The organism is Micromonospora sp. NPDC049529, assembly GCF_055586685.1.
Window position 1 is genome coordinate 58095 of sequence record NZ_JBVJHT010000025.1, and the last position, 24922, is coordinate 83016.

Below are 24922 nucleotides of genomic sequence, written 5' to 3' on the forward strand. Positions count from 1 at the left end.
CCGAGCCGTCCCCGTCGCCCGGAGGAAGGCGACGGGGACGGTGACCTGCGGGCGGGTCTACTTCAGAGCGAGGGTGCGGGCGTCGGCGGCGATCACGCTGGCCACCTCGGCCGGAACCAGCTTGCCGGCCTGCCGGTCGACGTAGCCGGCCAGTTCGGCGTACCTGCCGTCGACCAGCTTGGCGGTCATGGTGCCGATCGCGGCCGGGTCGGCGGCGGAGGTGAGGATGAGGTAGCCGAGCCCGGCCTGGCTCACCGTCACGGTGAAGGTGCTGGTCGCGGTCGCGGTGCCCTCCGGCCCGGTGACCACGGTGCTGACGGTGTGCTTGCCGGCGGTGAGCCTGGCCAGGTCGAGCTTGCGTCCGGCGGCCGACTTCTTGCCGTCGACGGTCACGGTGACGGTGTCGCTGTTGGTCGCGGCGACCGTGATCAGCGGCGACTGCGCCCGGTCGAGACGGGACCCGTCGGCCGGCGAGGTGATCTCGACGGTCGGGTCACCGGAGGCCCGCTGCATGAACGCCGCGTTCCAGCCGACCAGTTCGGCCGCCCGGTTGGTGATGATCGCGTCGGTGCCGATCCGCTCCAGCCGCTGCCACAGGCCGGCGGAGTCCATCGTCCACGCCATCACGGCGATCCCGGCCGCGTGCAGCGGGGCGATGATCTCCGGCTTGGCGAGCAGCGCGTTCCCGTCCGGGTTGTACGCGGTCAGGTGCAGTTCCTTCGAGATCGCCACCGGGTCGGCGTCGAGGCTGCTGCGGAGCAGGCCGAGCGGGAGTTCCGGGGCCAGTTCGTAGGTGTACTTCAGCGCGTCGACCTCGAAGCTCTGGACGAAGACCCGGCTCGTCATCTGCTCGTCCCGGATCACCTGCACGATCGTGGCGACCTCGTCCCTCGTGTGCCTGCCCTTGATCTCCAGCAGCAGGCTGCCGCCGCGCGTACGCAGGTCGGCGAGCTGTTCGGCGAGGGTCGGTACCCGCTCGCCGACGTACTGGGGGCCGAACCAGGAGCCGGCGTCGAGGGCCTTGATCTGGGCGGCGGTCAGGTCCCGGATGTTGCCGGTGCCGTCGGTGGTCCGGTCGACGGTGCCGTCGTGCAGGATGAACGGGATCCCGTCCCGGCTCGGCTGCACGTCGTTCTCGATCCAGTCGGCCCCGCCCCTGCGGGCGATCTCCTGGGCGACCAGGGTGTTCTCCGGCGCGGCGGCGGAGGCGCCCCGGTGGGCGATGACGGTGAACGGGCTGCCCTCGGGGCGGATGTAGCCGTTGGGCGGCAACTCGGTCACGGTGACGTCGTCGTACGAGACGGTGGCGCCGTTGACGAAGAGCGCCTGGCCGCCGTCGGCGGAACGGACCAGGTTGTTGGTACGCATCGCCTCCCGCCCGTCGAAGATCCAGCGGGCCTGGTTGCCGTGCACCTCGACGGCGACCCGGATGTCCCGGCCGGTGCCGGCGGCGTACGGGGCGGCGGCGGTGTTCGGCACGACCCAGGTGTTGGCGGTGGTCCGCTGGGCGAATTCGAGCCCGTTGGCGGCGGTGGTGCCGCTGCGCATGGTGGCGATCCACCACGGGGTGGCGCCGCTGGCCGGGACGTCCAGGCCGAGCGAGGCCCAGCGGGTGGCGGCGGAGACCGTCTCGAAGCGCATGGTGGCCTCGAACCGGAAGTCGTTCAGGTGCCACCCAAAGGTGATCTTGTTGTTGTCGGCGGAACCGGCGGAGGTGCCGTACAGCCGGCCGTTCTCGACCTTCCAGGCGCCGTCGACCGCGTTCCAGCCGGTGGGCAGGGATCCCGAGGAGAAGTTCTCCGAGACGACGATGGTGCCCGGCTCGGCGGCGGCGGGCGTCGAGGCGGTGACGGCCACGAGGGCGCCGCCGGTGACCGCGAGCGCCGCGAGCACGGCGGCAACACGGGTACGCGGGCTCGCCGCTTCGTTCGGCGGGGACGGTTCAGGAAGGACAGTCATGATCACGGACGCTACGAAGCGGAGCCGAAGCCATGATCAATAAGGAGTGGCCGCCGCCGGAACGCCACATGTAGTCCCCATCGAAGCCCGCCCGACCGAGCCCGGCGAAGCTCAGTTGAGCAGTGCGTCGAGTTCGGCGCCCAGTCGTGGGGTGAGACTCCGGGCGTAGCTGGCGGTCAGGTGGCTGCTGTCCCGGTAGACCAGCACCCCGCCGATCACCGGCGCACACCGGTCGGCCGGGCAGATCGCGTCGGTCAGGTCGACCAACCGCACCCGGGACAACTCCCGGACCGCGTCCGCCTGGGCCGGACCGGCGCTCTGGTTCACCGCCAACTCGCGCGACGCGGCACACTTGGTCAGCTTCGCCCGGTTCGCCGAGACACACTCGGCCACCCGTACGTTCAGGTGCGGGGTGTCGCGCAACACCACCGTACGGATCCCGGCATCGGTCATCGTCGTCCAGGTCCGGCGCATCGCCTCGACCGTGGCGTCGTACCCGGCGGTGCCGTTGAGCAGGGCGTCGTCGCGGATCGGCACGTAGTAGGCGCCACTGGTCAGCAGCAGGTCGGGCCGACCCGAGCCGGTCAGCTCCGCGCGTACGCTCCGGTTCCACTCGGCACAGGCCGGCGTCGCCCGCGACAACACCGAAATCTCCAGGTCGAGGAACGGGCACGACTGCTTCAGGTACGTCACCAGCCGCCACTTCCGCTCGGTGGCGACCGCCTGCAACGCCGGAATCCAGTTGCCGGCGTGCGAGTCCCCGACGAGCGCCACCGTGAAGTCGGCCTCCCGGTCGCCGTAGACGCAGGTCACGATCGCGGTCTTGGTCCCCTCGGAGAAACAACTGTGCCGGTACACGTCCGGCAGGTCATCCTTGGCGGCGAGCGGATCCGGGACGATGCTGTCGACCCGGTCCACCGGCACCCCGTCCCTGCTGGTCCGGGGCGTCTCGCCGAGAATCGCCGCACCCGGCGGACCGGCCTGCACCGGTGCCGACGCACCCGACGACCCGCTGACCGCCGGAACCAGCGCGCTCGGCGGCAACTGGCGCGGCGGCGGCCAGACGGTGAACTGGAACAACATCCCGGCCAGCACCGGTACGGCGGTGAAGAACAACCCCAGCCGCAACGCCCGTACGGGATAGAACGCCAGCCGCTTCGACCGGCGTACCGGGTTTTCGAGATAGTGGTAGGTCGCGGCGGCCGGCAGCACGGAGAACAGGACAACCGCGAGTCCGGCTCCCACGCTCAGTTCACCGAACCGGGCCTCGGCGGCCACCAGCAGCGGCCAGTGCCACAGGTAGAGCGAATATGAGAGGGCGCCGACCGCGCGTACCGGACGCAGCCCGAGAACCAGCTCGGGGCCGAGCCGGCCGGCGGTGCCGGCGGCGATCACGGCGGCGGCCCCGAGCGTCGGCACCAGGGCCAGGTGACCGGGAAACGCCATGCTCGGCGTGATCCACAGTCCGGCGGCGCCGATCGCCGCCAGCCCGGCCCAGCCGAGAGCGGCGGCGACCGGTCGGGGCAGCCGGGACAGCCGGAAACTCAGCAGGGCCAGGCCACCGCCGAGAGCCAGCTCCCACATCCGGGTGGTGGTGACGAAGTAGGCGCGAGACGGGTCACTCTGGGTCAGATGGATCGACCAGGCGAACGACGGGACCGCGATCAGGGCCAGGGCGAGCAGGAGCCGGCGACGCCGGCTGACGCCCGTACGGCCGGGGTTGTCGGTTGTGGCGGCGCGGCGCCGGCCCCAGCCCGACCAGCCGACCACGATCAACAGCAGCGGCCAGACCAGGTAGAACTGCTCCTCGACCGCGAGCGACCAGTAGTGCTGGAGGATGCTCGGCGCGTCCCCGACCGCGAGGTAGTCGACCGCCTGCTCGGCCAGCCGCCAGTTCATCGCGTAGAGCCCGCTGGCGACCACGTCCCAGCCGGTGTCCGCCCAGCGGGTCTTCGGCAGGAAGAAGAGCGCCAGCAGCAGCGACGTGCCGAGCACCAGGCCGGCGGCGGGCAGCAGCCGCTTCGCCCGCCGGGCGTAGAAGCCGACCAGCGAGATCTTGCCGGTACGTTCCAGCTCCGCGACCAGCAGACCGGTGATCAGAAACCCGGAGATGACAAAGAAGACGTCCACGCCGACGAAGCCGCCGGGCAGGAAGTCCAGGCCCGCGTGCGACAACAACACGAGTACGACCGCCAGCGCCCGCAGTCCCTCGATGTCACCGCGATAGCCGGCCCGGATGTCGGTCTTCGGCTCCGGCCGGCTGTCCACCTGTGTCATGTCCGCCTACCCCTCCAGGCCCGTCCTGTGCCCGCGATGGAACCTGGGCGCGGAGGGGGCGGGCTCAGGAGGCTCGGTGACGGGTACGACGGGTTTAGGGGGATGTTAATGGCCGATAACCCCTGGTAGGCGCATTACGGACCATGACCGGAGTTTCATGTTTACCGGCTACGGCTGGCAATGCTGCCGCGAGAATCTGCCTCGCGCTCCTCGCCCTGCCCGGCACCGGGCGCAGCCATCTCCGTAGATGCCCGTATCGCTGGCGTTATGGACGTTGCGATCCTCGCCCGCCCCAGGGACCGAGCGCAGCCGCGCCGGAAAGCTCCTTGTCGCTCCCGTTGCCCACGTTGCAATCCTCGCCCCCGGTCCAGGGACCGAGCGCAGCCCAGCGCCATCCACTGCTCGACGACCCCGGCGGGGTTGCGATCCTCGCCCGGTCCGGGGACCGGGCGCAGCGGGCCACCGATGGCGAGCAGGGTACGGCGACGGGTGCGGTTGCGATCCTCGCCCGGTCCGGGGACCGGGCGCAGCCGGATACGGTGGCGGTCAGAACCCAGACAACGCCCCGGTTGCGATCCTCGCCCGGTCCGGGGACCGGGCGCAGCATCTGGTCTTCCAGCTCCTCCTCCAGGCCGTACCGGAGGTTGCGATCCTCGCCCGGTCCGGGGACCGGGCGCAGCGCCACAGCCGCCAGCACGATGCCACGGCCCACGCGACGTTGCGATCCTCGCCCGGTCCGGGGACCGGGCGCAGCTCCACCGAGCCCATCCCGCCGACGACGGTCCGGGCGTTGCGATCCTCGCCCGGTCCGGGGACCGGGCGCAGCCACCGTGACATTCTTCGCTGAGCTTGACCAGGGCTGAGTTGCGATCCTCGCCCGGTCCGGGGACCGGGCGCAGCGGAGCGACAGCGGCGATTCGCTGGAGGACCGCGAGTTGTTGCGATCCTCGCCCGGTCCGGGGACCGGGCGCAGCGCTAGCGGCTGCCCACGGGGGCAGCCACCAACCCCTAGGTTGCGATCCTCGCCCGGTCCGGGGACCGGGCGCAGCACTCGGCAGAGTCCCGCATCGTCGCCCTGGAAATGCACGTTGCGATCCTCGCCCGGTCCGGGGACCGGGCGCAGCCCCCAGTTGATCGGGCCATTGATGTTGACCCCCGAGTTGCGATCCTCGCCCGGTCCGGGGACCGGGCGCAGCACCCGTAGCCGGCGCGGCAGCGACCCCAACCCCTTTGTTGCGATCCTCGCCCGGTCCGGGGACCGGGCGCAGTCGGTGAACTCGTCGCCGTACCAGTCCTGGTCGCGGAGTTGCGATCCTCGCCCGGTCCGGGGACCGGGCGCAGTGTCCAGGATGTGGACGTAGCACCCGACCCACCATCTGTTGCGATCCTCGCCCGGTCCGGGGACCGGGCGCAGGAGCATGCGCGTTAAGCGTCAGATTTCCGGTGCCGGAGTTGCGATCCTCGCCCGGTCCGGGGACCGGGCGCAGTGTCCGGGGGATCGGACAGTTCCGGCCACGGCCAACCGTTGCGATCCTCGCCCGGTCCGGGGACCGGGCGCAGCCAGACCTCCGGCCGTTTCCACGGTCGCCGTGTAGCCGTTGCGATCCTCGCCCGGTCCGGGGATCGGGCGCAGACGCCGCCAGCGATGAGTACCTTGCCCCGGTTGCCCTTGTTGCGATCCTCGCCCGGTCCGGGGACCGGGCGCAGAAGAAAGAGCAGCCGTGAGCACGTTCATCGAGCAGCGGTTGCGATCCTCGCCCGGTCCGGGGACCGGGCGCAGACCCCCGACGCGTCGAAGCTGCGGCTTGCCGCAGCTGTTGCGATCCTCGCCCGGTCCGGGGACCGGGCGCAGATGACCGGCCACGACCTGAGCAAGTTAACCTCACCCGTTGCGATCCTCGCCCGGTCCGGGGACCGGGCGCAGGTGCGTTATCCCAACCTCGTCGAGGTGGCGGCACGAAAGGTTGCGATCCTCGCCCGGTCCGGGGACCGGGCGCAGAGGCGTGTTGGTCACCCATCGCCGCGCGCAGTTGGGCGTTGCGATCCTCGCCCGGTCCGGGGACCGGGCGCAGTGGACGATCAGCCGGCCGGTGCAGAGGTGGCAGAGGCCGTTGCGATCCTCGCCCGGTCCGGGGACCGGGCGCAGCCCTTGAGCAGCTTTTTGATGCCGCCGGTCTTCGCGCGGTTGCGATCCTCGCCCGGTCCGGGGACCGGGCGCAGACCTGTGTCTCCTGCAAACAGAATTGCGAGCGCCGGGCCGTTGCGATCCTCGCCCGGTCCGGGGACCGGGCGCAGTACGCGCTATCGCAATGGAATTAGCCCCCGACCAAGCGGTTGCGATCCTCGCCCGGTCCGGGGACCGGGCGCAGACGGACGTGTACGTCACCATCGACGGCGAACAACTCGTTGCGATCCTCGCCCGGTCCGGGGACCGGGCGCAGTGGCAACGGCTCCGGCATCGGCACGGGGAAACCTGCGGTTGCGATCCTCGCCCGGTCCGGGGACCGGGCGCAGTTCCGGGCGCGACCGGCATCGGTGCCCGGTCGGTCCGGGTTGCGATCCTCGCCCGGTCCGGGGACCGGGCGCAGGGCTCACGAGCAGGATAAATAGCTGAATGACGATACATTCCGCATCCATGCGTGGTCCGTTTTGTTCATTTCATCCCGACTTTATGGTTCGGAACCCCCGACGATTCGATGCGAGCTTAGGGTTCCTAGATCAGGAACGAGCGACCAAATTGGCAACTCGGTGCCCCTGAAAGATTCAGCACTATCAGAGACGTCGTCGTACCAGCTATCCGAATCCTAGCTCGCTCTCCCTAAGGTAGCTGTCGCTTGGTCGCAGACCACACCCACACGGCCCCACGCGCATCAAACGGGTCGCGGGCATTGACGCAGGCTGGGTGTTGGCAACCGGTGGCAACGGCGCGGACTAAGTATGCAGCTGGCGCATCCAACGGGAAACCTTGCGGTGGACCGGATGCCGGACGTATCGGCGGCGCCAGAGAAGCTGCGTACGGGACTCCGGACAGGGGACGTCGTGCTGCTGAAGCGGCGAACGCCGGACTCCAGGCGCTCGGCCCGACAGCATGCCGGCAGCCGAACAGACGGACGAGCAACTGACGCCACTGCACATTGCCCCAAAACAGATCACTAAGCACCGTCGTGGCACGGCTATTTCCCCTACGCCTTGAGGAGCGCAGCGGGAACGTCGGCCAACTCAATCACCTGGCCGGTTCCAATGAAGCGCCGAGCCACCAGCAGCCCCGCCTCATGGGCATCGGCGCCAGCGTGACTGGCGGATGCATCTGCAATTAGCCATGGGGTTCGATCCCGCTCGAACGCGTCCACAGTACCCTTGAGTACGCAGCTTTCGGTAGCGATCCCACAGAAATAGATATTCTTCCAACCCCGTTGCTCGAACAGTCGCACGCCCTCCGGAGTGAATGGGGTATATACCCTCTTGTCGAGCACTCTTCCCCGTTCCACGTACGGGAGCAGGTCAGGTACTATGTCCGTCTCAGGAGCAGACTGAAGCCGCTGTCAGCCAAAGAAGCGCTCGAACGGACTGCCAGAATAATTCAGGTAACGAGTGAAAAGTGTGTCGCCGCCGGCGTTCTGCCACCGACAGACTAGGTCGACCACGATCGGGACGATGTGGGCGGACTGCTCTCGAACGAATCCGTTCTGCATGTCGGTGACCACCAGGACCGACCGTTCCGTCGTCATCGCCTCAACCTCGATCGGTGTCGCGGAGAATCTCGATGTTCTGCTCTAGCGCGGGCAGGAGATCACTCGTCCAAGAATCCCTCTTCGCATCGGCGCCGGCATCTTATCCCGCGCCCCCGATCAACAACGGCCCCCGACTAATCACTCATGCCGAGATCCCCTGGTAGCCCGAGCAGCGCCACGTACGGAATCTGCCTCAGAGCGATCGACCCTCGCCACGCTGACGATCGCCGCGTAGGCTCGGGGGTACATCGTGTACCCATAGCCTGGCGAGGTGCGGCATGAGTGACCAGTCCCCACGTCCCGGACAGCGCGTCGAGCGTCTCCGCCGAGCCGCCGGCCTCAGCCGGGAGCAGCTCGCGGGCCTGGCCAGCCTCTCGCCCACCACGATCAAATTCATCGAGAACGGCAAACGTTCACTCACCCTCAGGGCGGCGCAGCAGATCGCCCCACACCTCGGCGTCCGCGATCTCGGTGATCTGTTCGGACCGACCGTCAATCTCTCCCTCGATCCTCGACCCAGCCACCCCTCGGTCGACGATGTCCGGAAAGCGCTCACCACTTGGCATGTCACCATCAGCGGAGAGCCGGACTCTCCCGAATACCTGCGCGGAGCGATCGATTCGGCTTGGCAGACCTGGCACACCTCACGGCAACAACGCACCGAGCTGGGGATCCTGCTACCTGGCCTGCTCACCGCCACCCAGCGCGCCGCCCGCCTACACGAAGGCACTGACCGGCGCAAAGCCTTGGCACTGCTCGCCCAGTCGTACCACCTGGCGCAGGCGTATCTCGCCTGGCACGGGGATCGCGAGCTTTGCTGGTTGACCGTCGATCGCGGAATGACTGCGGCGGTCGACGCGGACGACCCGCTCGCGATCGCGCAGGCAAGCTGGTACGCCGCGCATCTGCTGCGGGCCGTCGGGCGGGGCGATGAAGCACTGGATCGGTTGACCGAGGCCCGTGCCCTCATCGCGCCGCGCGTCACTGACGGTCCGATTGAGTACGTCGAGATGCTCGCCGACCTGCACCTGTGCGCCGCGCTCACCCGCGCCCGCACCGGCGACCAGGCAGCCTGGTCAGATTGGGAATCAGCGCGGGAAGTGGTGCACCGGGCACTTCCGGCCGACTACGTCGGCTTACGAACCCGGGTCTCCCGGCCGCTGGTTGAGGTGTACGCGGTGATGTGCGCCGTCGACCTGGGCAGCCCCGAGGAGGCGCAGCGCCGGGCGCACTCGCTCGACCCGGAATCGATCCCGTCGACCGAGCGCCGTGGCCGCCACTACGTGGAGCTGGCCCGAGCCGCAGACCTTGAGGGGGCCCGGGAAGCGACGCTGCATTTGCTGATCAAGGCGGACACCATTTCACCCGAGACGGTTCGCTATTCCCCCGCCGCGCGGGACATGCTGACCCGTCTTGCGACCGAGGCGCCGGCGTCTGTACGAGCGGAAGCCGTCGAGTTGGCCACTCGCCTCGACGTGGCGCTGTAGGGGTACAACCCGTACCCGGTGACGTCGCGTACCCCTCACCTCACCTTCTGCTTCATAGCCTTGCCCTGCTGGTGGTGGTTGAACGTACTGCTGAACTCGCTTCTCCCACCGCACGCTCGGAGGTGGTCGCCCGTTGCCTGCCATGGTGACCGGCCACCACCTCCGTCAGTACGGGGGCGGCAGCCGAAGACGAGCAAGCAAAGTTCGGCCGCCGCACCTCCGACGTAGTCCTGCGACATGGAGGTGCGCAATGAAATGGTTCACCGGGGCAAATGGCGAGCCGTGGTTCTCTCCGCAACCAGCACGATCACGCCGACCGCCCACGGAGATACGGGCCGCACAGGAACCGTCAGAGGTGCCCTGGCCCCTGCGGCGAATCATGTGCAACGCGGCGGTCGCGCGGTGGGTACGGAGGCCACGGGCGTGAGTGCCGAGACACAGGTTAGCGGCGAGGGATCATGAGCCAACAGGACGAGCCGCTGGCAAAGGCCGTGATCCTGTCGGCGGCCCGCATCACACTCCAGGGCCACGTTCACGGCCGAGGCTACCCACAGTGCGATGTGTCCGTGCACGTGAAGCTGGATCGTACGGATTGGCAGTTGTGACCGGCCGTCCGAGGACGACGTCGGCCGATCCGGGGTCGGTGACCAACGAGCTTCCCATCGGGCGACGGGTGGCGTACTGGCGGACACAACGGAAAATGTCCCAGCAGGTGTTCGCCGATCGGATCGGCAAGTCGAAGAGTTGGGTCGACAAGGTCGAGCGGGGCGAGCGGCGGTTGGACAAGTTCAGCGTGCTGTACGAGATGGCAAGCGTGCTGCGAATCAGCGTCGACCTGCTGCTCGACAAGACGGCGAACACCGCCCGTGTGACCCCGACCGACCCGATCGACCTGGACGAGATACGCCGTACGCTCTCCCGCTTCGCCCCCGTCGCATACCTGGGCGCATCCCGCACCGGCCCACTCCTGCACGAACTGGAACAGTCGGTCACCCACGCATGGCTGACCTGCCAATACGGCCAGTACGACGTGCTGGTCCGCGCGCTGCCGCGCCTACTCCGCGACACCCGCACCGCCGAGGGCTACCACCGCGGCGACAACCGAATACGGGCCGCGAGCCTGGTCGGACAGGTCTACCAGATCATGTCCTCGGTGACCCGCAAGCTCGGCGCCCACGACCTGGCCCGGCTCACCGCCGAACGATCAATCGACGCCGCACTACGCGCCGACGACCCACTACTCGCCGGCACGGGCACGACCAGGTTCGCCAACGCTCTACTCGCGGCCGGCGACGTCCGCGCGGCGTTCGAGGCGAACATCGTGACGGCGCACCGCCTCGCCCCGAACGGTCCGACCTGGTCGGACCCCGACCGGGTCTCCGTGTACGGGTCGCTGCTGTTGCAGGCAGCGATGGCGGCAGCACATCTGGGCGACAACACGAGCGTCCGCGAGCTGCTACGGGAGGCGAAGGTGGCGGCGACCGCCCTCGGCAGAGATGACAACCGGTACCGGACGTCCTTCGGCCCGACCAACGTCGAACTTCACCGTACGGCGACCGCCGTCGAACTGGGCGACGGCAAACAAGCCGTCGCCATTCACAACGCCCTACCGCTGCGCCCATTCGGCGTGCTCATGCCCGAGCGTCGGGCGCATGCCCTGCTCGACGTGGCTCGCGGTTACGTCCTGCTCGGCGACATGACCCGTGCCGGAGAGGCTCTCCTCGAAGGCGACCGGCACGCCCCGGCCGAGATCCGTACGCGGCCGATGGCACGTGAGGTGATGTCGGCGGTGCTACGCGGCACGAAGGGCACCCCGGCGGCACTGGTCGCGGAACTCGCCGAGCAGATGGGAGCGTGCGGGTGAGCGACGACCCGGACGACCCTCGGATCGGGTCGGCGCTGACGAAGGTGACCGTCAACCTTAGTCCCCGTGCGGTCGACGCGCTCCACGCGGCGTGCGCCCGCACGAGAGACACGAAAACAGACACGATCAACCGAGCGCTGGTGGTCTTCGACCTGGTCCTTCACCTGACGCAACAGGGCGGGGGAAGCCTCACCGTACGCAATCCCGATGGCAGCACCGAGCGGGTTCATCTGCTCTGATCGGAGGAAGCGTGGAACACAACCCGGACAACAACCCGATGAGCTCCCCCCACCGCCCCGGCACGGACTGGCACTGCCGCGATGACAACGAAGAATGGCCCTGCCAGATTTTCAAACGCCGCATGTGGTCCCTCTACCAGGGCAATCGGTCCCGGCTGGCAGAGGTGATGGGCGGCTTTCGGGACAAGGCAACCGCCGCACTGCCCGATATGACTCCCGAACAGGCCGAAGCCCGATTCACCGGCTGGATCCACGACCCACCGGTCAGGTACACCCGGCGCTCGATCTAGCCCCACTCAGGATTCTCCGAACAGCACGCGCACCTCGGCCCATATGCCCATCGCCCAAAACACAGCGACGACGGTGCCCCGGAGCTCCTTCGTCTACACGGCATCGAGTCTCGGCGCCGAGATCGGCGCCTCCCTGTTCCAATCCTCTCCTGGTCCGAAGACCGGGCGCAGCCCGAGCGGGATGCGGCTGTCGAGCTGGCCGTCCTCGACGTTGCGATCCTCGCCCGGTCCTGGGACCGGGCACAGCATTCCGCGCTGGTCGGCCTGGTGTGACCCCGAGGGTTGCGATCCTCGCCTGGTCCGGGGACCGGGCGCAGCTACGCGAACGCCTCGTCGATGATGTTCAGATCGCCGGAGTTGCGATCCTCGCCTGGTCTGGGGACCGGGCGCAGCGAGCCGATGGGCTACCGCGCCCTCGCTGACCTGCTGCGGTTGCGATCCTCGCCTGGTCTGGGGACCGGCCGCAGCATCCGGCGCCCGTGCTGCACTTCGCCCCGTCGCACTCGTCCCGGCTGGTCCAGGCGGTAACGCATGGTGAACATCCGTCCCCGCCTGTTGCTCTCCGACGTCCCCGAACTGGTTGCGATCCTCGCCTGGTCCGGGGACTGGGCGCAGCTACTCGGCATCCTGCCGATCATTCACGACGCAGGCAAGTTGCGATCCTCGCCTGGTCCGGGGACCGGGCGCAGCCCACCACAAGATCACCCTAACCCCTGTGACCTGGAGGTTGCGATCCTCGCCTGGTCCGGGGACCGGGCGCAGCTGAAACCCGTGACCTTGGCATCGGCCTGGAACTCAGTGTTGCGATCCTCGCCTGGTCCCGGGACCGGGCGCAGCTTATGCTGTGTGACGCACCTCCCTCGATGACAGAGGGTTGCGATCCTCGCCTGGTCCGGGGACCGGGAGCAGCTCGCTGTCGCGGTAGGAATCGGTTCCGCCGCGCTGGGCGTTGCGATCCTCGCCTGGTCCGGGGACCGGGCGCAGCGAACCGCCGGCAGGCCGTTGTCCTATGGACGGCATGCGTTGCGATCCTCGCCTGGTCCGGGGACCGGGCGCAGCGGCGGGAACACGCTCGAACTGACCGTGGTCGGTAAGCGGTTGCGATCCTCGCCTGGTCCGGGGACCGGGCGCAGCTCGGGCACAGTAAGTGCGCCGCTGCATGTCGGCGTGTTGCGATCCTCGCCTGGTCCGGGGACCGGGCGCAGCGGCGCGTGCGACTGCGAGCAGTAGATGCACTGCATCGGTTGCGATCCTCGCCTGGTCCGGGGACCGGGCGCAGCTCGGGCCGCTGCTGGCGACCCTGCCGGGACTGCTGACCGTTGCGATCCTCGCCTGGTCCGGGGACCGGGCGCAGCTGGTTAGGTCGTCGACGACGATGTCGCCGATCGTCGGGTTGCGATCCTCGCCTGGTCCGGGGACCGGGCGCAGCCCTCGCCGCCTGGCTTGCCGTGGTTGTCGCCTACCTCGCGTTGCGATCCTCGCCTGGTCCGGGGACCGGGCGCAGCTCGTGCATGTCGGCTGCTAGAAGCCGCCACCGGGAGTTGCGATCCTCGCCTGGTCCGGGGACCGGGCGCAGCTCGCGTCGTCGGGCACGAGCAGGCCACCCCGGCGGGTGTTGCGATCCTCGCCTGGTCCGGGGACCGGGCGCAGCCCGAACGGCGCCGGGGCTCGCAGTGGGTTTCACCAGGGGTTGCGATCCTCGCCTGGTCCGGGGACCGGGCGCAGCAACGATCGTTGGTGTGAGCAGGAGCCGGTTCCTCAACGTTGCGATCCTCGCCTGGTCCGGGGACCGGGCGCAGCTGATGGTCATGAGTTGCCCCCGTCCGCAGTAGGGAGTTGCGATCCTCGCCTGGTCCGGGGACCGGGCGCAGCGTGGCCGCCCGTGCGTCCGTCGAGGCAGACGAGTACGCGTTGCGATCCTCGCCTGGTCCGGGGACCGGGCGCAGCAGGGATTCTGGATGTTCGATGACGAGCAGGTCAGCGTCGTTGCGATCCTCGCCTGGTCCGGGGACCGGGCGCAGCCCTCTACGCAGGTCGCTACGCAGTCCTGGATCCGACTGGTTGCGATCCTCGCCTGGTCCGGGGACCGGGCGCAGCCCGCACCCACCACCGGCACGGCGAACGCGGTGTACGTGTTGCGATCCTCGCCTGGTCCGGGGACCGGGCGCAGCTGGCCGCCCGTGCGTCCGTCGAGGCAGACGAGTACGCGTTGCGATCCTCGCCTGGTCCGGGGACCGGGCGCAGCTTGCCGACGTCGGGGCGGTTGTCTGGCAGCCAGCCAGCGTTGCGATCCTCGCCTGGTCCGGGGACCGGGCGCAGCGGTGATGCCGTCGCTGCTGATTGCGCCGACCTCGAAGTTGCGATCCTCGCCTGGTCCGGGGACCGGGCGCAGCTCGTTCCGGTTCGGCCCCGCGGTCGCGGACCGGGCGTTGCGATCCTCGCCTGGTCCGGGGACCGGGCGCAGCAAGGTGCGGGATCCGCCGTCCGGTCATGAACGAGAGGTTGCGATCCTCGCCTGGTCCGGGGACCGGGCGCAGCGCAGTGACGCAACAGTAGCTAGGTGTTTCGACGCCGCAGTTGCGATCCTCGCCTGGTCCGGGGACCGGGCGCAGCTCACGGTGGTGGCGGCTGACTGGCTGACCCGTCACGCGTTGCGATCCTCGCCTGGTCCGGGGACCGGGCGCAGCGCTAGGAGTTCGGGATCACCGTCGAGCTGGCGGGCGAGGTTGCGATCCTCGCCTGGTCCGGGGACCGGGCGCAGCGAGTAGTGCGCCACCGACATCGCGGCCTAGCGGCGGAGGTTGCGATCCTCGCCTGGTCCGGGGACCGGGCGCAGTTCCAGGCTGCGAAAGCTCGATGGTCGCGACCAACAGCGTTGCGATCCTCGCCTGGTCCGGGGACCGGGCGCAGTCTGCACTCCGCGCCGTAGACTGTCGCCCATGACAACCGGTTGCGATCCTCGCCTGGTCCGGGGACCGGGCGCAGTCTGCGCCCGGAAGACGTTCCACCAGCTCGGCTAGGAGGTTGCGATCCTCGCCTGGTCCGGGGACCGGGCGCAGTGGTTCAGGAACAGCAAACATAGGCCGATGACGATGAAATGTGCCGCTGTTCGTGATCCGATTTGTTCATCTCATCCTGGTTTCTTGGTTCGGAACCTTCGGCGATTCTGTGTGAGCTTGGGGTTCCTAGATCACGAAGGGGCCGCGTGGGTCGACAGCGCGTGGCTTGCCGAGGTGCTCGACATCGTCAAGCGCGCTCGCCGGAAGCCGATAGATCCGGACGCTGTCGCGGACCGGGTCGATGACGGCTTGCAGTTCGGCGACCAAGCGTACCTTGTCGGGGTCGCGGCAGACGACCTCGAACACCGACTTCTGCACCCGGTGTCCGTACGCTTCGCAGATCTTCGCGACCGCGCGGAGTCGGCGCTGTCCCTGCGGTGTGATGGTCTCGACGTCGTACGTGACCAGCAGATCCACTCAGCTCACCATCCACGGCTGGTACGCGACCAGATCACCGCGCAGATGCCGGGCAAGGAGCCGGGCCTGCACCAGCGGCAGCAACGCCCCCGGCACCTCGCGCCCCAACTGGACGTGTTGCCAACTTCGCTGACGACTCTGCTGCCACGCCCCGAGCACCGACTTACGCCCGGCGTCCGTCAGCCGGTACCCGCCGTTGGGCAGCGCTTCGAAGTCGTCGGGTGTCAGCTCCCGCCGGTTGAGCAGGGTGAGCGCGAGACGGTCGGCGAGCAGTGGGCGGAACTCCTCCATCAGGTCCAGGGCGAACGACGGCTTACCGGACCGCACCCCGTGCAGGAAGCCGATGTACGGATCAAGCCCGACCTGTTCAAGTGCGCCCTGCACCGCCACTCGCAGCATCCCGTAGAGGAAGGAGAGCAGGCAGTTCAGCGGGTCCGTCGGTGGTCGCTTGTTCCGACCGGATGCCTTCCACTCCTTGCTCTCCGTCAGCAGGTACGGCATGGCGGCGAAGTAGTCGCGGGCGGCGATGCCCTCCACGCCCAGCACCTCGTTGGCGGTGGCCGCCGTACCGAGCAGCCCGAGCCGTTCGGCCAACAGTTCGGCACTCGCCCGTAGGGCGACCTGCCGGTGGCCGGAGGTGTCCCGAGCGGTCCGGAGCAGCACCTGCCGACTGTTGTGAATTTTGCCGGCCACCATCGCGACTGCGATCTGTAGCCGCTGTTCAACCGAGTCGGCCACCCGGTGCTGAGCTTGACGGAGCAACGGATTGCCGGTGGTGGGGCCGACCGTACGGGCCCGGAAGCGCCCGTTCCCGGTGAGCCAGCTGATGGATCTGCCGTCGTCGGCGCAGCGGAGGATCAGGTCGTCGGTGACGTTCACTCCGCCGAAGACAACAAAGTGGTCGATCCGGACCAGCGGAAGGAGCCGCCGCCCGGTCTGGTCGGGGTGGAAGACGCGTACGGTGTCGCCGTCCAGGTGCAGGCTGGTGCCGGGTGTCTGCACGTAGAGGGTGTTGAGCAGCTCAGTCACGCCACTGTCCCAATGGTCGCGGGGTCAACAGGTCGGGAAGCGCCTGCCTGCGGCCGTCGGTGAGTTCGGGCAGGCAGTCCTGGCGCAGGGAGCATTTCCGACAGCGAGCGTCGTTGCGCGCCGCTGGCAGCGTCCCGGTGACGATCAGCTTTCGTACGGCCTCGGTCGCGCCGACAACCCGAGCCAGCAGTTCGGCGGTGATGGGTACGGCGTGCCGGCGTCGTTCGGCGACCGAGTAGACGTATCCGGTCGGCACGGCGAAGCCCGCTTCGATCAGGCAGAGCGCCTGGCCTGCGAGTTGCAGTTCGGCCGGGCCACCCGGAAGGTAGCGCCCGACCTTGTACTCGACCGGCGTCGCCGTACCCTGCTCGAATTCGACCACGTCGCAGATGCCGCGCAGGCCGTGGACGTGGCTCCAGACCTGGAGTGAGCGCACGACGGTGAGCCCTCGGCGGCGCTGGATGCCGGGCAGGTCGACGGCAGTGTGGCTGAGGTCGCCGCGTACGGTCTCGGCGCTTTCCGACCAGACGCCCTCGACGTGGATGAGGGCGGTCTGCCGGTGGCAGTAGTCGTAGTGCTCCAGGGCGGACAGCGGCACCTCCCGGAGACCGCTGTCCGCCTGGGCGTCGTCCGTCACGGCCAGAGGTCGACCAGCTTGGTCAGCTCGACGCCGTCGGGCAGCCCCGACTCGTCCAGCTCACGGGCGTAGTCGGTGTGCGCGCGGGGTGCCTTCTCCTTGTTGATCCGTTCGAGGGTGATCCGCTGGGTGAGGCTGGCCGACGGGGCGACCCCGAACGCGTCCGGGTGGCTGAAGACGTACAGGCCGCAGAGTTTCATCTCGCCCCGGGTGGCGGCCCGGTCGTGGTCGAACATGACGCTGATCGACTGCCAGAGTGCGGCCAGGTCGTCGCTGGTGACACCGGTCTTTGCGGCGCGGGGTGCCGAGTAGAACGCGTGCGCCCGGTAGAGGCCGTACGGCACGGTCCACTTGGAGCCGATCTCCGTACGCTCACCCTTGTCGATGTCGTCCTGCCGGGTCTGGGTGACCCGGGTGATGGTGTGGTCGGTGGGCAGGATCGGGTCGATGCTGCGCGAGAAGGTGAGCTGCAACGGGCCACGGACCTGGCCGGCGCCGCCACCCTTGCCGGTGCTGAGCACCCCGCCGAACATCCGGATGTCGAAGTAGTGCTCACAGAGCCAGCGTTGGGCCTCGTCCGCCTTGCCGGGGTTGGCCTTGAGAGCCGCCTCGATCCGGGTGTTCAGCGCGAAGCCGGCCTCGACGAAGATGCCGTAACGCGGGTCGTCGCCGCGCAGCAACGACACTGTGTCCCGGATCTTGCGCTTGATCGCCACGTCGGTGACGAGGCCCTGGCCGCTCTCGTCATCCGTACGCGGCTGGTTGCCCGCGTCCGGGTCGCCGTTCGGATTGCCGTCGGAGACGTCGAACAGCAGTACGGCGTCGTGTCGCCGGGTCGGATCCAGGTGAGCGGCGGTCATGCGTTCTCGTCTCCTTCGGGCTTCGGTGCCTCTTGCGCCGGCTCCGGGGGCAGGTCGGTCTTCTTCTTGTTGGCGGCTGCGGCAATCCGCTCGGCCCGCAGATCGGCGCGCTGCTGGTGGTAGCCGAGGATGAACTCGGCCTTGTCGGTGAGCACGGCACCGCTCGGGATCGCGTCGAGCCGCATGAACAGGTCATCGAGCCGCCGCTCGTACGCCTCCGACCAGTTCGGCCGGTGCAGGGGCCCGCGGAGCCGCTTGAGCCAGGCCGTGGTGTTGCGCCGGCCGGAGACGAGCACCACCTGCGGGTTGTCGATGGCCCGGCCGAAGTAACGCTCGGCGAACGTCGTGTTCAGCTTCTGGTCGGCGACCCGGAACACGGTCCGTTGCAGGTCGTCCATCACGGCGAAGATCCGGCCGGACACGTAGGCCGGGTGCTTTTTGTCCACACTCAAGGTCGGCGTCAGCCTCTCTCGGTCGTCTTGGCTCAGATACGGATGGCGGCGCAGGGCGAGCCGGATCAGTCCGGCGCGGGCCGCATCGAGGCGCCCGTCCAGACGGATCCGGTTGATCACGTGGTGGAGCAGTTTCGGCGGCAACGGCCGCCCGAGCAGGGCGGCGCCGATCAGACGGTGGAACATGTCCGACGGGCGGTGCTCGCCGGATGCGCCGAACTTCGTCCAGGAGCCGTTTGCCCCGTTACGACCAGCCTCGAACCGACCGGCGACCCTGGCCAGGTGCGGTATGCCGGGGTAGACCACCTCGCCGGTCCAGGCATCCACCATCGGGTAGTCGGCGAACCATCGACGGACGTTTGCCTGGACCGCGCGGATCGGTTGCTCGACCCAGTCTCGTACCACCACGCGGGCGACGTTGCCACCGACCGTCACCGAGCAGTACGTGGAGAGGTCGTCCACGCTCTTGTCCGAGCCGGTAACGGGCCCGGCGAGCATCTCCTGGATCACGATCGGATCGGGTTGCTCGACCGTCGCCCACGGGTCGTAGGTCGAGCCGCCCAGCACCCACCAGGCCAGCCGGGCGTTCTGTCCGGAGAACGCGGTGCTGTGTTTCGGGTCGGAAAGCAGCCCGGTCAACGCCGTCATGAACTTCAGTCCGCAGTCGGCGCAGATCGGCGTGTTGGTCAGGAACTTTTGCAGCTCGTAGCCGTGCACCGCCTCGTTCATGCTGACGAGTGAGGCACCCTGGGTGGCACCCGGCAGCCAGCGTTGCGGGATCTGCTGCGGGATCGTCTTCAGCAACGGCTGGACCTGCCCGCAGACCAGGCAGAGACCGATCCGCCCGGAACCTTTGCGATCACCGGCGATACCGGCCCAGAAGCGTACGGCCTGTTCGGCTTCGGCGGCATAGGCGCCAGCCACCCGGAACGTGATCAGGTCGGGGCGGGCCCAGCCGTCCGGCGGTTCGAGCTTGCGATCATGGCCGTCCCGGTAGAACGCGGCGATGGACGGACCCGGACCGGTCGGCTCGGCCGATGCCCACTGGTCGATCAGTTCACGGAACGCGTCGTACTGCTTCGCCACCCGTTCGGGCTTCGCGCCCTCGGAGAGCCAGCCGAAGACGTACTCCCCGTTGTCGACTCCGAGCACGGGGGCGATTCCAACGGTACGGGTGACGGCCGGCACCAGGCGCAGGGTGCCGTACTTGCGCTGCGGATCGGTCGGCTCCGCTGTGTTGACGAAGTCCCCCGTGGGAGTGCCGTCAGCGCTGATGTTGAGGATCCAGCGCACCGCCTTGCGGGCGTAGAACGGTGGGATCACGTCGTCGCTGGTCTCGGCGTACTCGACCAGGCGTTGCAGGAGCACTAGGCCACCAGACCTTCGGGCAGCGCCAGTTCGATCCCGCGCTCCGGGACCGCGAGGACACCGTCGACGACACGAGCGGCGAACCACTCCATCCGCGGCTGTCCGGCCTTACCGTCGCGGTGGATGGAGTGCAGCATGATGCCGATCTCCTCGTTGACGTGCGCGCGTTCCGTCTCGTCCGGCCAGCCGAACTCGGCACTGAACTCCCGCACACCCAGGTACGGCTGTTGGAAGCAGGCCCCTTTACGCACCCGCCGCCGCAACTGGTCCCGGTACGCTGCCACAGACTTGTCGGCATGCCCGGCAAGCTCGATGTGGGCATGGATCCGGTACGCCACATCGCGCAGACACACGGCGTTGCGCTGGTCCCGCCGGGCTGCCGTGTCGACCCGCCGGGATCCCTTGATCGCCTCGGCGAGGGGTGCAACGTCCGAGGTCTCGTTGCGCCGAATGGTGAACTGCTTGATCGGCTTGAGCACCTCGATCGCGACGATCCGGTAACGCATCTCGGGCTTCCAGAAGATCGCTTCCAGTACGCCGACCGCAGCGGACGGCGTCATCACCGGGTAGGTAACCCGCTCGACCTTCAACTCCGGCCGGGAGAACAGCGCCGCATCGGCGCTGACCTGCACCACCACCGGCAGATCTCCCTCGGGACTCCGCCGCAGCGTAACCCCGTTGACCACCTCTGCTGTCACAGGGCAAACCCCTCCGATCAGGATTGACGACAATGCCGTGCGTGGGCACGGTTCATCTGGGCGACGCCCACAAATGGGCTGGAAGCATCAGCCGGATGATGACCGACCGGTACGACATTCTTTCCGGCAGCGACTGTCAAGATCAGAATCAGTTCGGGAGAGGCATGGAAAACGATCCGGATCCGTCACGTCCAAAGCGGGATCGACACCACGTCTACGATCATGAAGATCGGGGCAGCCCCGCCCATTCAGTCAGGGTGGCGTCGGATGGTCAAGCCCTCACTCGTCCATGTCGGACAGACGGTCCGTCACGAAGCGTGGAGAACGAGCTCAGGATTTCCCCACCTTCGGCGACGTCACAGAACAAAGTCCTCTAGACAGGGGTCGAACTCGATGCCGGTTTGGGCGTCGTAACCGCCGCACCACTCCACCAGCGCACCACGGCGTACGTCGGTGCCGAGGATCGGTTTCATCAGCGCGTTCACGCCCGGCTTCCTCAGCGCGCTCGGATGCACGTTGGTCGTGTACGGCTGGAGGAGCCGCAACTTCGCCATCTCGGGAACCGGCGCGTCCCGCAGCTCCTCCACCACCCGCTCGACCTCAAGCTGCTCTTCCGGCGTCTTCGCGCCCTGCGGCGTCACCACGGAGATACCCCCGTCATCGATCATCCGGAACGCCAGCTTCGAGTCGCGCCGCTTGGCACCGGCATCCACCACCGGGCCGTCCGAGACGGTTTCGAACTCCCACCGAGCGCGAGCCTTCTGGATCAACTGCCCGACGTGCCGGGAGTCCGCCAGGTTGAGGGCGTCGTACACATCCCGGTAGTAGTGCTCCAGCGCAGCCAGGTCGTCGGGGTCATGTTTTCCCGGCCCGAAGTGCTGCCTGGCGCAGCCGACCAGGGTCTTGTACGTCGGTGGCTGTCCCCCGTCCTCCGGCGCGAAGACGACCACTCGGCCACCCTGTGCAAGCAGGCCTTCCCGGTTCGCCCGCCCAGCGGCCTGGAGCAGCGAGTCCGCCGGTGCCATCGCCCGGAAGACCACCGGAAAGTCGACGTCCACCCCGGCCTCGATGAGCTGGGTCGACACGAGCAGCACCCGCTCACCGTCCTTGAGCATCCGCCGTACCCGTGCCAGCACCCGTTGCCGGTGGTCCGGACACATCCGGGTCGACAGATGCCAGGCCACGCCCTCCGGCTCGATGTCCCGCCAGTGGTCGAAGACGGTCTTGGCGTTCGCGGTGGTGTTGACGACCACCAGTGCCGCCGGCTCGGCTGCCGCCTGCTCGGCGATGTCGGACAGGGTCGGCCTCGGCTCGGCGAGCTTCCACTCGAACCGCACCCGCCGCAGGTCGTTCACCAACGTGGGCGTGTCATGGATCAGGTCGGTGCGCTTGACGCCCTTGAATTCGCCCAGGGCCCAGAAGCTCGGTTGGGTTGCGGAGGAGAGCAGCACGGTCGCCCCGAAGTGTTGAACCAGCAGCCGCAGCCCGTCGAGAATCGGTGCGAGCATCGGGTGCGGCAGCGCCTGGACCTCGTCCAGCACGATCACCGAGTTGGCGAGTCGATGCACCCGCCGCATCGCGGAGGGCTTGCGCGCGTAGAGCGACTCGAACAGCCGGACGAACGTCGTGACGACAAACGGGGCGTCCCAGTTCTCGGCCGCCAGCCTGGCCCAACGCCCGGCATCACCGCCGTCGAAGTTTGCCTGGCTGTGGTGCTCCAGGACAACCGGCTCCGCCCCGTCCTCATCGAGCATCCGTCGATAGACGGCGGCGTTCTGCTCGGTGATGGTGAGAAACGGTACGGCGACGATGACCCGCTGCTTGCCGTACTTTGCCGCGTGCCGGAGCGCAAACCCCGCACTCGCGAGAGTCTTGCCGGCTCCGGTCGGTGCGCCCAGTCGGAACACCCCCGGCCGATGTTCGGCCGCGCCCAGGCAGTCCGCGTAGACCCGTTCCCGGAGTACGCCGACCGGCGTGTTTCCCCGTCCGGCCACCTCGTCGCCCCGGCGCTGCTCGAACAACTTGTGGAGACGACCGAAGTCGGCATCCTCTCGGACCTGCGGCTCGGACAGTTGCCGGAAGTGGGCGCTGGTGTCGAGGCTGTCCGCGTCCGCCAGGGCGCTGTAACACAGCCGGAGCGCCATCTCCCCCACCAGCGGATCGCGCCATGCCTCGGGTGCGAACTGCGCCAGGCTGGCCGGCAGGTCCGGCAGTAGTCCGGACACCTCAGTCTCGGCCGACGTGATGTGCTCCGAATACTTGGCGAGCCGGTCCTTCAGTACGCCGGCCAGGCGTGGACCGTCGACCAGGCCGCCATGATGCCCGTAGATTCCGTTCGCGAAGCCGCCGAGCCCCCGCTCCCACGCGATCCGGGTGCCGAGTGCCTTGTGGTCGATGCCCACCGCCGTACCGGTATTCGCCACCGCCGCGAGTTTGTCCTGCCAGCCGCAGGCGGCTTTGCCCACATCGTGCAGCGCTCCCAACCAGTACGCCACATCGCCGCCGCCGAAAGGCGCCGCGAACCGCCTGGCCAACTCGGCGGTGCCCCGAAGATGGTCCGCGAGGCCGTGCCACTGCGAAGCTCCCGGAGCAGGGCTGTGTGCCTGGAGTGGTCGACCAGCCGGCATGAATTATCCTCACGGATCGAATGGACAGGCACGAATTGGCCCGCCCATTCAATCCGGGGCACTCGACAAGCTCAAGCGACATGCTGACCCGCCTCGCGACCGAGGTGCCAGCCCTCGTACGCGGTGATGCCGCGTACGCAGCCCTCAGCTGCCGACAGGCTAGTTTGCTCGGATGAGTCTTCTCGATGACGTCGCGAGGCGGGACAGTTGGCGTTGCTGGGTGTGTGACGAGCCGGTCGACGCCGACATGTCGGTGAACGACCCGCGTGGTCCCAGCGTCGACAGCCGTACCGCCGACAAGAAGGCCAAGGTCGCCGAGCGACTCGCGCACCGTGCCTGCAACACCCGCAAGGGCGCGGTCAAGGTGGTCATCGCCTGGCCGGACCGTCTGCACGTGGTGGAGCCCGCACCGCTGATCACCGTCGCCGAGCGGCTCGAACGCAAGGGTGGCCGCGAGCTGGTCGCCCGCTGTCCGAGCAGGAAGGACGCCCAGGAGACGGCGGACTGGTTGGTCGACCGGTTCTCCCGGCTGGTGCCCGGACTGCCGGTGACCGCAAGCGTCGAGGCGGGCGGCGGACAGTATCTCGTCGCCCTGTCCACCGGCCGCCGGTGATCGGTAGCCCCGGGTCGGCACGCCGCCGCCCAGGGCAACCCGGACCGCGTTTCCCGATCAGAAGGGGGGCGCGTCCTCGCCCATCAACGCCAGCACGACGCCGCCCTTCCCGCTCTTGAGGCTCTGGACCACGACCTTGCCGGTGCTGCCGTCGGGCAACTCCAACGTGAAGGTCTTCCCGACGGCGTTCTTGGGGCCGTTGCCGGCGCTGTTGGCGGGTCGGAAGTCACCGGCCCAGGGTGGGATCCCACCCTTGCGGGCGGGCTCGGCGAAGAGTGCAGCGGTCCCGGGGGTCCTGGTGCCGTCCGAGGAGAGGAGCACTGAGGCAGTGCGATAGGTAGCCATATGAGCCAAGGTTATCCCGGACTGTGCTCGTACACGTCACGGTTGACCGTGCGTTGGCCGCGCGGGAGGCCGGCACCTCGGCAGAGCGGGCGGAAAATTCAGCCCCTCGGACCGGCCGGTCCGGGCGGCCAGCGTGACGATGACGTTGAGCAGACCGGCGCAGCCCCAGACGAGGAGGGTGACGCGGTTCAGCGTCTTCACGGGGGGGGTGACCGCCATAGCCGTGAGGGGCCGGGGTTCGGTCGTCGTGGTCATGAGGATTCCTTCCGGGTAGCTCGGCTGAAGAGGCCGACCAGCTCGGCCGCGTAGGCCTGTGGGTCGGGGTCCATCCGGGGCTGCCGCGGCGTCGATGGCCGCGCGCACCGTCGCCGCCATGACGACCGGGTCCCAGGTAACAAGCGCCAAGACCAATTTTCGTCAGGACCCTGTGAGACCTTTTTCCGGCACAGCAGCGGATCCGGGCCAGTCGTTCCGGAGAACAGGTGAGAGGCGGTCGCAGGAGGCCGCCGAGACAAGGGAGCCATGGGATGACCCGCTACTTGATCTCGTTTCCCGACGGTGCGATGGACCACATCCCCGACGAGGATTTCGCCGACGTGGGCAAGGCCTCGCACGCGGTGGTCCAGGAGGCGCACAGCGCCGGCGTGTGGGTTTTCGGCGCCGGAGTCGAACGCCAGAGGGCGAGCGTCGTGGGCACCGACGGGGTGGTCACCGACGGTCCCTACCCGGAGACCAGGGAGGTCATCGGCGGGTTCTCGGTCGTCGAGGTGGCCTCGCGCGAGGAGGCGCTGGCCTGGGCGGCCAAGATCGCCGTCGCCTGCCGCTGCCCGCAAGAGGTCCGGGAGCTCATGCCCGACGCCGAACAGGACGCGATGCTCCGCCAGGCCAACGGGCGAGGGTGACAGCCTGCCGACGTCTGGTCGAAGGCGACCCGGCACGTCGGGGCAGGACCCGCGTGGCCGTGATTGAC

18 protein-coding genes, 1 pseudogene and 2 CRISPR repeat arrays are annotated in these 24922 nt (G+C 68.6%); of the genes and pseudogenes, 7 read left to right on the forward strand and 12 right to left on the reverse strand.

Going from position 1 to position 24922, the window contains the following annotated elements; all coding sequences use genetic code 11:
• Window positions 1-57 precede the first annotated feature (57 nt).
• The 3 genes and pseudogenes from ACZ6QQ_RS32310 to ACZ6QQ_RS32320 all read right to left on the reverse strand — a co-directional run bounded on the left by ACZ6QQ_RS32310 (window position 58) and on the right by ACZ6QQ_RS32320 (window position 7964).
• Window positions 58-1959 carry a glycerophosphodiester phosphodiesterase gene (locus tag ACZ6QQ_RS32310; protein WP_465881438.1) on the reverse strand — a complete coding sequence of 634 codons (1902 nt, stop codon included), beginning with the start codon at window positions 1957-1959 and terminating at the stop codon, window positions 58-60.
• 111 nt (window positions 1960-2070) lie between these two features.
• Window positions 2071-4236: an acyltransferase family protein gene (locus ACZ6QQ_RS32315; protein WP_465881440.1), complete on the reverse strand. Its 2166-nt coding sequence runs from the start codon at window positions 4234-4236 to the stop codon at window positions 2071-2073.
• 419 nt (window positions 4237-4655) lie between these two features.
• Window positions 4656-6824: direct repeats of the CRISPR family, unit length 36 nt; unit sequence GTTGCGATCCTCGCCCGGTCCGGGGACCGGGCGCAG.
• Between the two features lie 594 nt (window positions 6825-7418).
• Window positions 7419-7964 (reverse strand): annotated as a pseudogene (locus ACZ6QQ_RS32320) (cysteine hydrolase family protein).
• Between the two features lie 281 nt (window positions 7965-8245).
• Here ACZ6QQ_RS32320 and ACZ6QQ_RS32325 point away from each other — a divergent pair.
• The 5 genes from ACZ6QQ_RS32325 to ACZ6QQ_RS32345 all read left to right on the forward strand — a co-directional run bounded on the left by ACZ6QQ_RS32325 (window position 8246) and on the right by ACZ6QQ_RS32345 (window position 11847).
• Complete coding sequence (locus ACZ6QQ_RS32325) at window positions 8246-9454, forward strand: helix-turn-helix domain-containing protein (protein WP_465881441.1); 1209 nt, start codon at window positions 8246-8248, stop codon at window positions 9452-9454.
• Window positions 9455-9912: 458 nt separating this feature from the next.
• On the forward strand, window positions 9913-10059 hold the full coding sequence (locus ACZ6QQ_RS32330; protein ID WP_465881442.1) for a hypothetical protein: 147 nt from the start codon (window positions 9913-9915) through the stop codon (window positions 10057-10059).
• A gap of 38 nt (window positions 10060-10097) precedes the next feature.
• Window positions 10098-11318 (forward strand): helix-turn-helix domain-containing protein, encoded by a 1221-nt coding sequence (locus ACZ6QQ_RS32335; protein ID WP_465881443.1) that lies wholly within the window; start codon window positions 10098-10100, stop codon window positions 11316-11318.
• On the forward strand, window positions 11315-11557 hold the full coding sequence (locus ACZ6QQ_RS32340) for a hypothetical protein (RefSeq protein ID WP_465881444.1): 243 nt from the start codon (window positions 11315-11317) through the stop codon (window positions 11555-11557). The genes ACZ6QQ_RS32335 and ACZ6QQ_RS32340 overlap by 4 nt, the downstream gene beginning before the upstream one ends.
• Window positions 11558-11568: 11 nt before the next feature.
• Window positions 11569-11847 (forward strand): hypothetical protein, encoded by a 279-nt coding sequence (locus ACZ6QQ_RS32345; protein ID WP_465881445.1) that lies wholly within the window; start codon window positions 11569-11571, stop codon window positions 11845-11847.
• Between the two features lie 579 nt (window positions 11848-12426).
• A CRISPR array of direct repeats spans window positions 12427-14907; the repeat unit is 37 nt; unit sequence GTTGCGATCCTCGCCTGGTCCGGGGACCGGGCGCAGC.
• Between the two features lie 125 nt (window positions 14908-15032).
• On the opposite strand, the gene cas2 is transcribed toward ACZ6QQ_RS32345, so the two are convergent.
• From cas2 to cas3, 7 genes are all read right to left on the reverse strand, one after another.
• Window positions 15033-15323 carry a CRISPR-associated endonuclease Cas2 gene (gene cas2, locus ACZ6QQ_RS32350; RefSeq protein WP_465881447.1) on the reverse strand — a complete coding sequence of 97 codons (291 nt, stop codon included), beginning with the start codon at window positions 15321-15323 and terminating at the stop codon, window positions 15033-15035.
• Window positions 15324-16352 (reverse strand): type I-C CRISPR-associated endonuclease Cas1c, encoded by a 1029-nt coding sequence (gene cas1c / locus ACZ6QQ_RS32355; RefSeq protein ID WP_465881448.1) that lies wholly within the window; start codon window positions 16350-16352, stop codon window positions 15324-15326. It lies immediately after the preceding gene.
• Complete coding sequence (cas4, locus tag ACZ6QQ_RS32360; RefSeq protein ID WP_465881450.1) at window positions 16345-16989, reverse strand: CRISPR-associated protein Cas4; 645 nt, start codon at window positions 16987-16989, stop codon at window positions 16345-16347. The genes cas1c and cas4 overlap by 8 nt, the downstream gene beginning before the upstream one ends.
• The gene (cas7c, locus tag ACZ6QQ_RS32365) at window positions 16986-17849 is read right to left on the reverse strand and encodes a type I-C CRISPR-associated protein Cas7/Csd2 (RefSeq protein WP_465881452.1); all 864 of its coding nucleotides are present in this window, start codon (window positions 17847-17849) and stop codon (window positions 16986-16988) included. The genes cas4 and cas7c overlap by 4 nt, the downstream gene beginning before the upstream one ends.
• Window positions 17846-19669 (reverse strand): type I-C CRISPR-associated protein Cas8c/Csd1, encoded by a 1824-nt coding sequence (cas8c, locus tag ACZ6QQ_RS32370; protein WP_465881454.1) that lies wholly within the window; start codon window positions 19667-19669, stop codon window positions 17846-17848. Before cas8c ends, cas7c begins: the two co-directional genes overlap by 4 nt.
• Window positions 19669-20355, reverse strand: coding sequence for a type I-C CRISPR-associated protein Cas5c (cas5c, locus tag ACZ6QQ_RS32375; RefSeq protein ID WP_465881504.1), 687 nt, complete (start codon window positions 20353-20355; stop codon window positions 19669-19671). The genes cas8c and cas5c overlap by 1 nt, the downstream gene beginning before the upstream one ends.
• Before the next feature lie 368 nt (window positions 20356-20723).
• Window positions 20724-22994, reverse strand: coding sequence for a CRISPR-associated helicase Cas3' (cas3, locus tag ACZ6QQ_RS32380; protein ID WP_465881456.1), 2271 nt, complete (start codon window positions 22992-22994; stop codon window positions 20724-20726).
• Between the two features lie 172 nt (window positions 22995-23166).
• Here cas3 and ACZ6QQ_RS32385 point away from each other — a divergent pair, with 172 nt between their 5' ends.
• Entirely contained in the window at window positions 23167-23607 is a 441-nt protein-coding gene (locus ACZ6QQ_RS32385) for a hypothetical protein (protein WP_465881457.1), read from the forward strand.
• Between the two features lie 57 nt (window positions 23608-23664).
• Here the strand turns inward: ACZ6QQ_RS32385 and ACZ6QQ_RS32390 are convergent, their stop codons facing one another.
• Complete coding sequence (locus ACZ6QQ_RS32390) at window positions 23665-23952, reverse strand: hypothetical protein (RefSeq protein WP_465881459.1); 288 nt, start codon at window positions 23950-23952, stop codon at window positions 23665-23667.
• A 36-nt stretch (window positions 23953-23988) separates the two neighbouring features.
• Window positions 23989-24207, reverse strand: coding sequence for a hypothetical protein (locus tag ACZ6QQ_RS32395; RefSeq protein ID WP_465881460.1), 219 nt, complete (start codon window positions 24205-24207; stop codon window positions 23989-23991).
• A gap of 272 nt (window positions 24208-24479) precedes the next feature.
• Between ACZ6QQ_RS32395 and ACZ6QQ_RS32400 the strand changes: the two genes are divergently transcribed.
• Entirely contained in the window at window positions 24480-24854 is a 375-nt protein-coding gene (locus ACZ6QQ_RS32400) for a YciI family protein (protein ID WP_465881462.1), read from the forward strand.
• Window positions 24855-24922 lie beyond the last annotated feature (68 nt).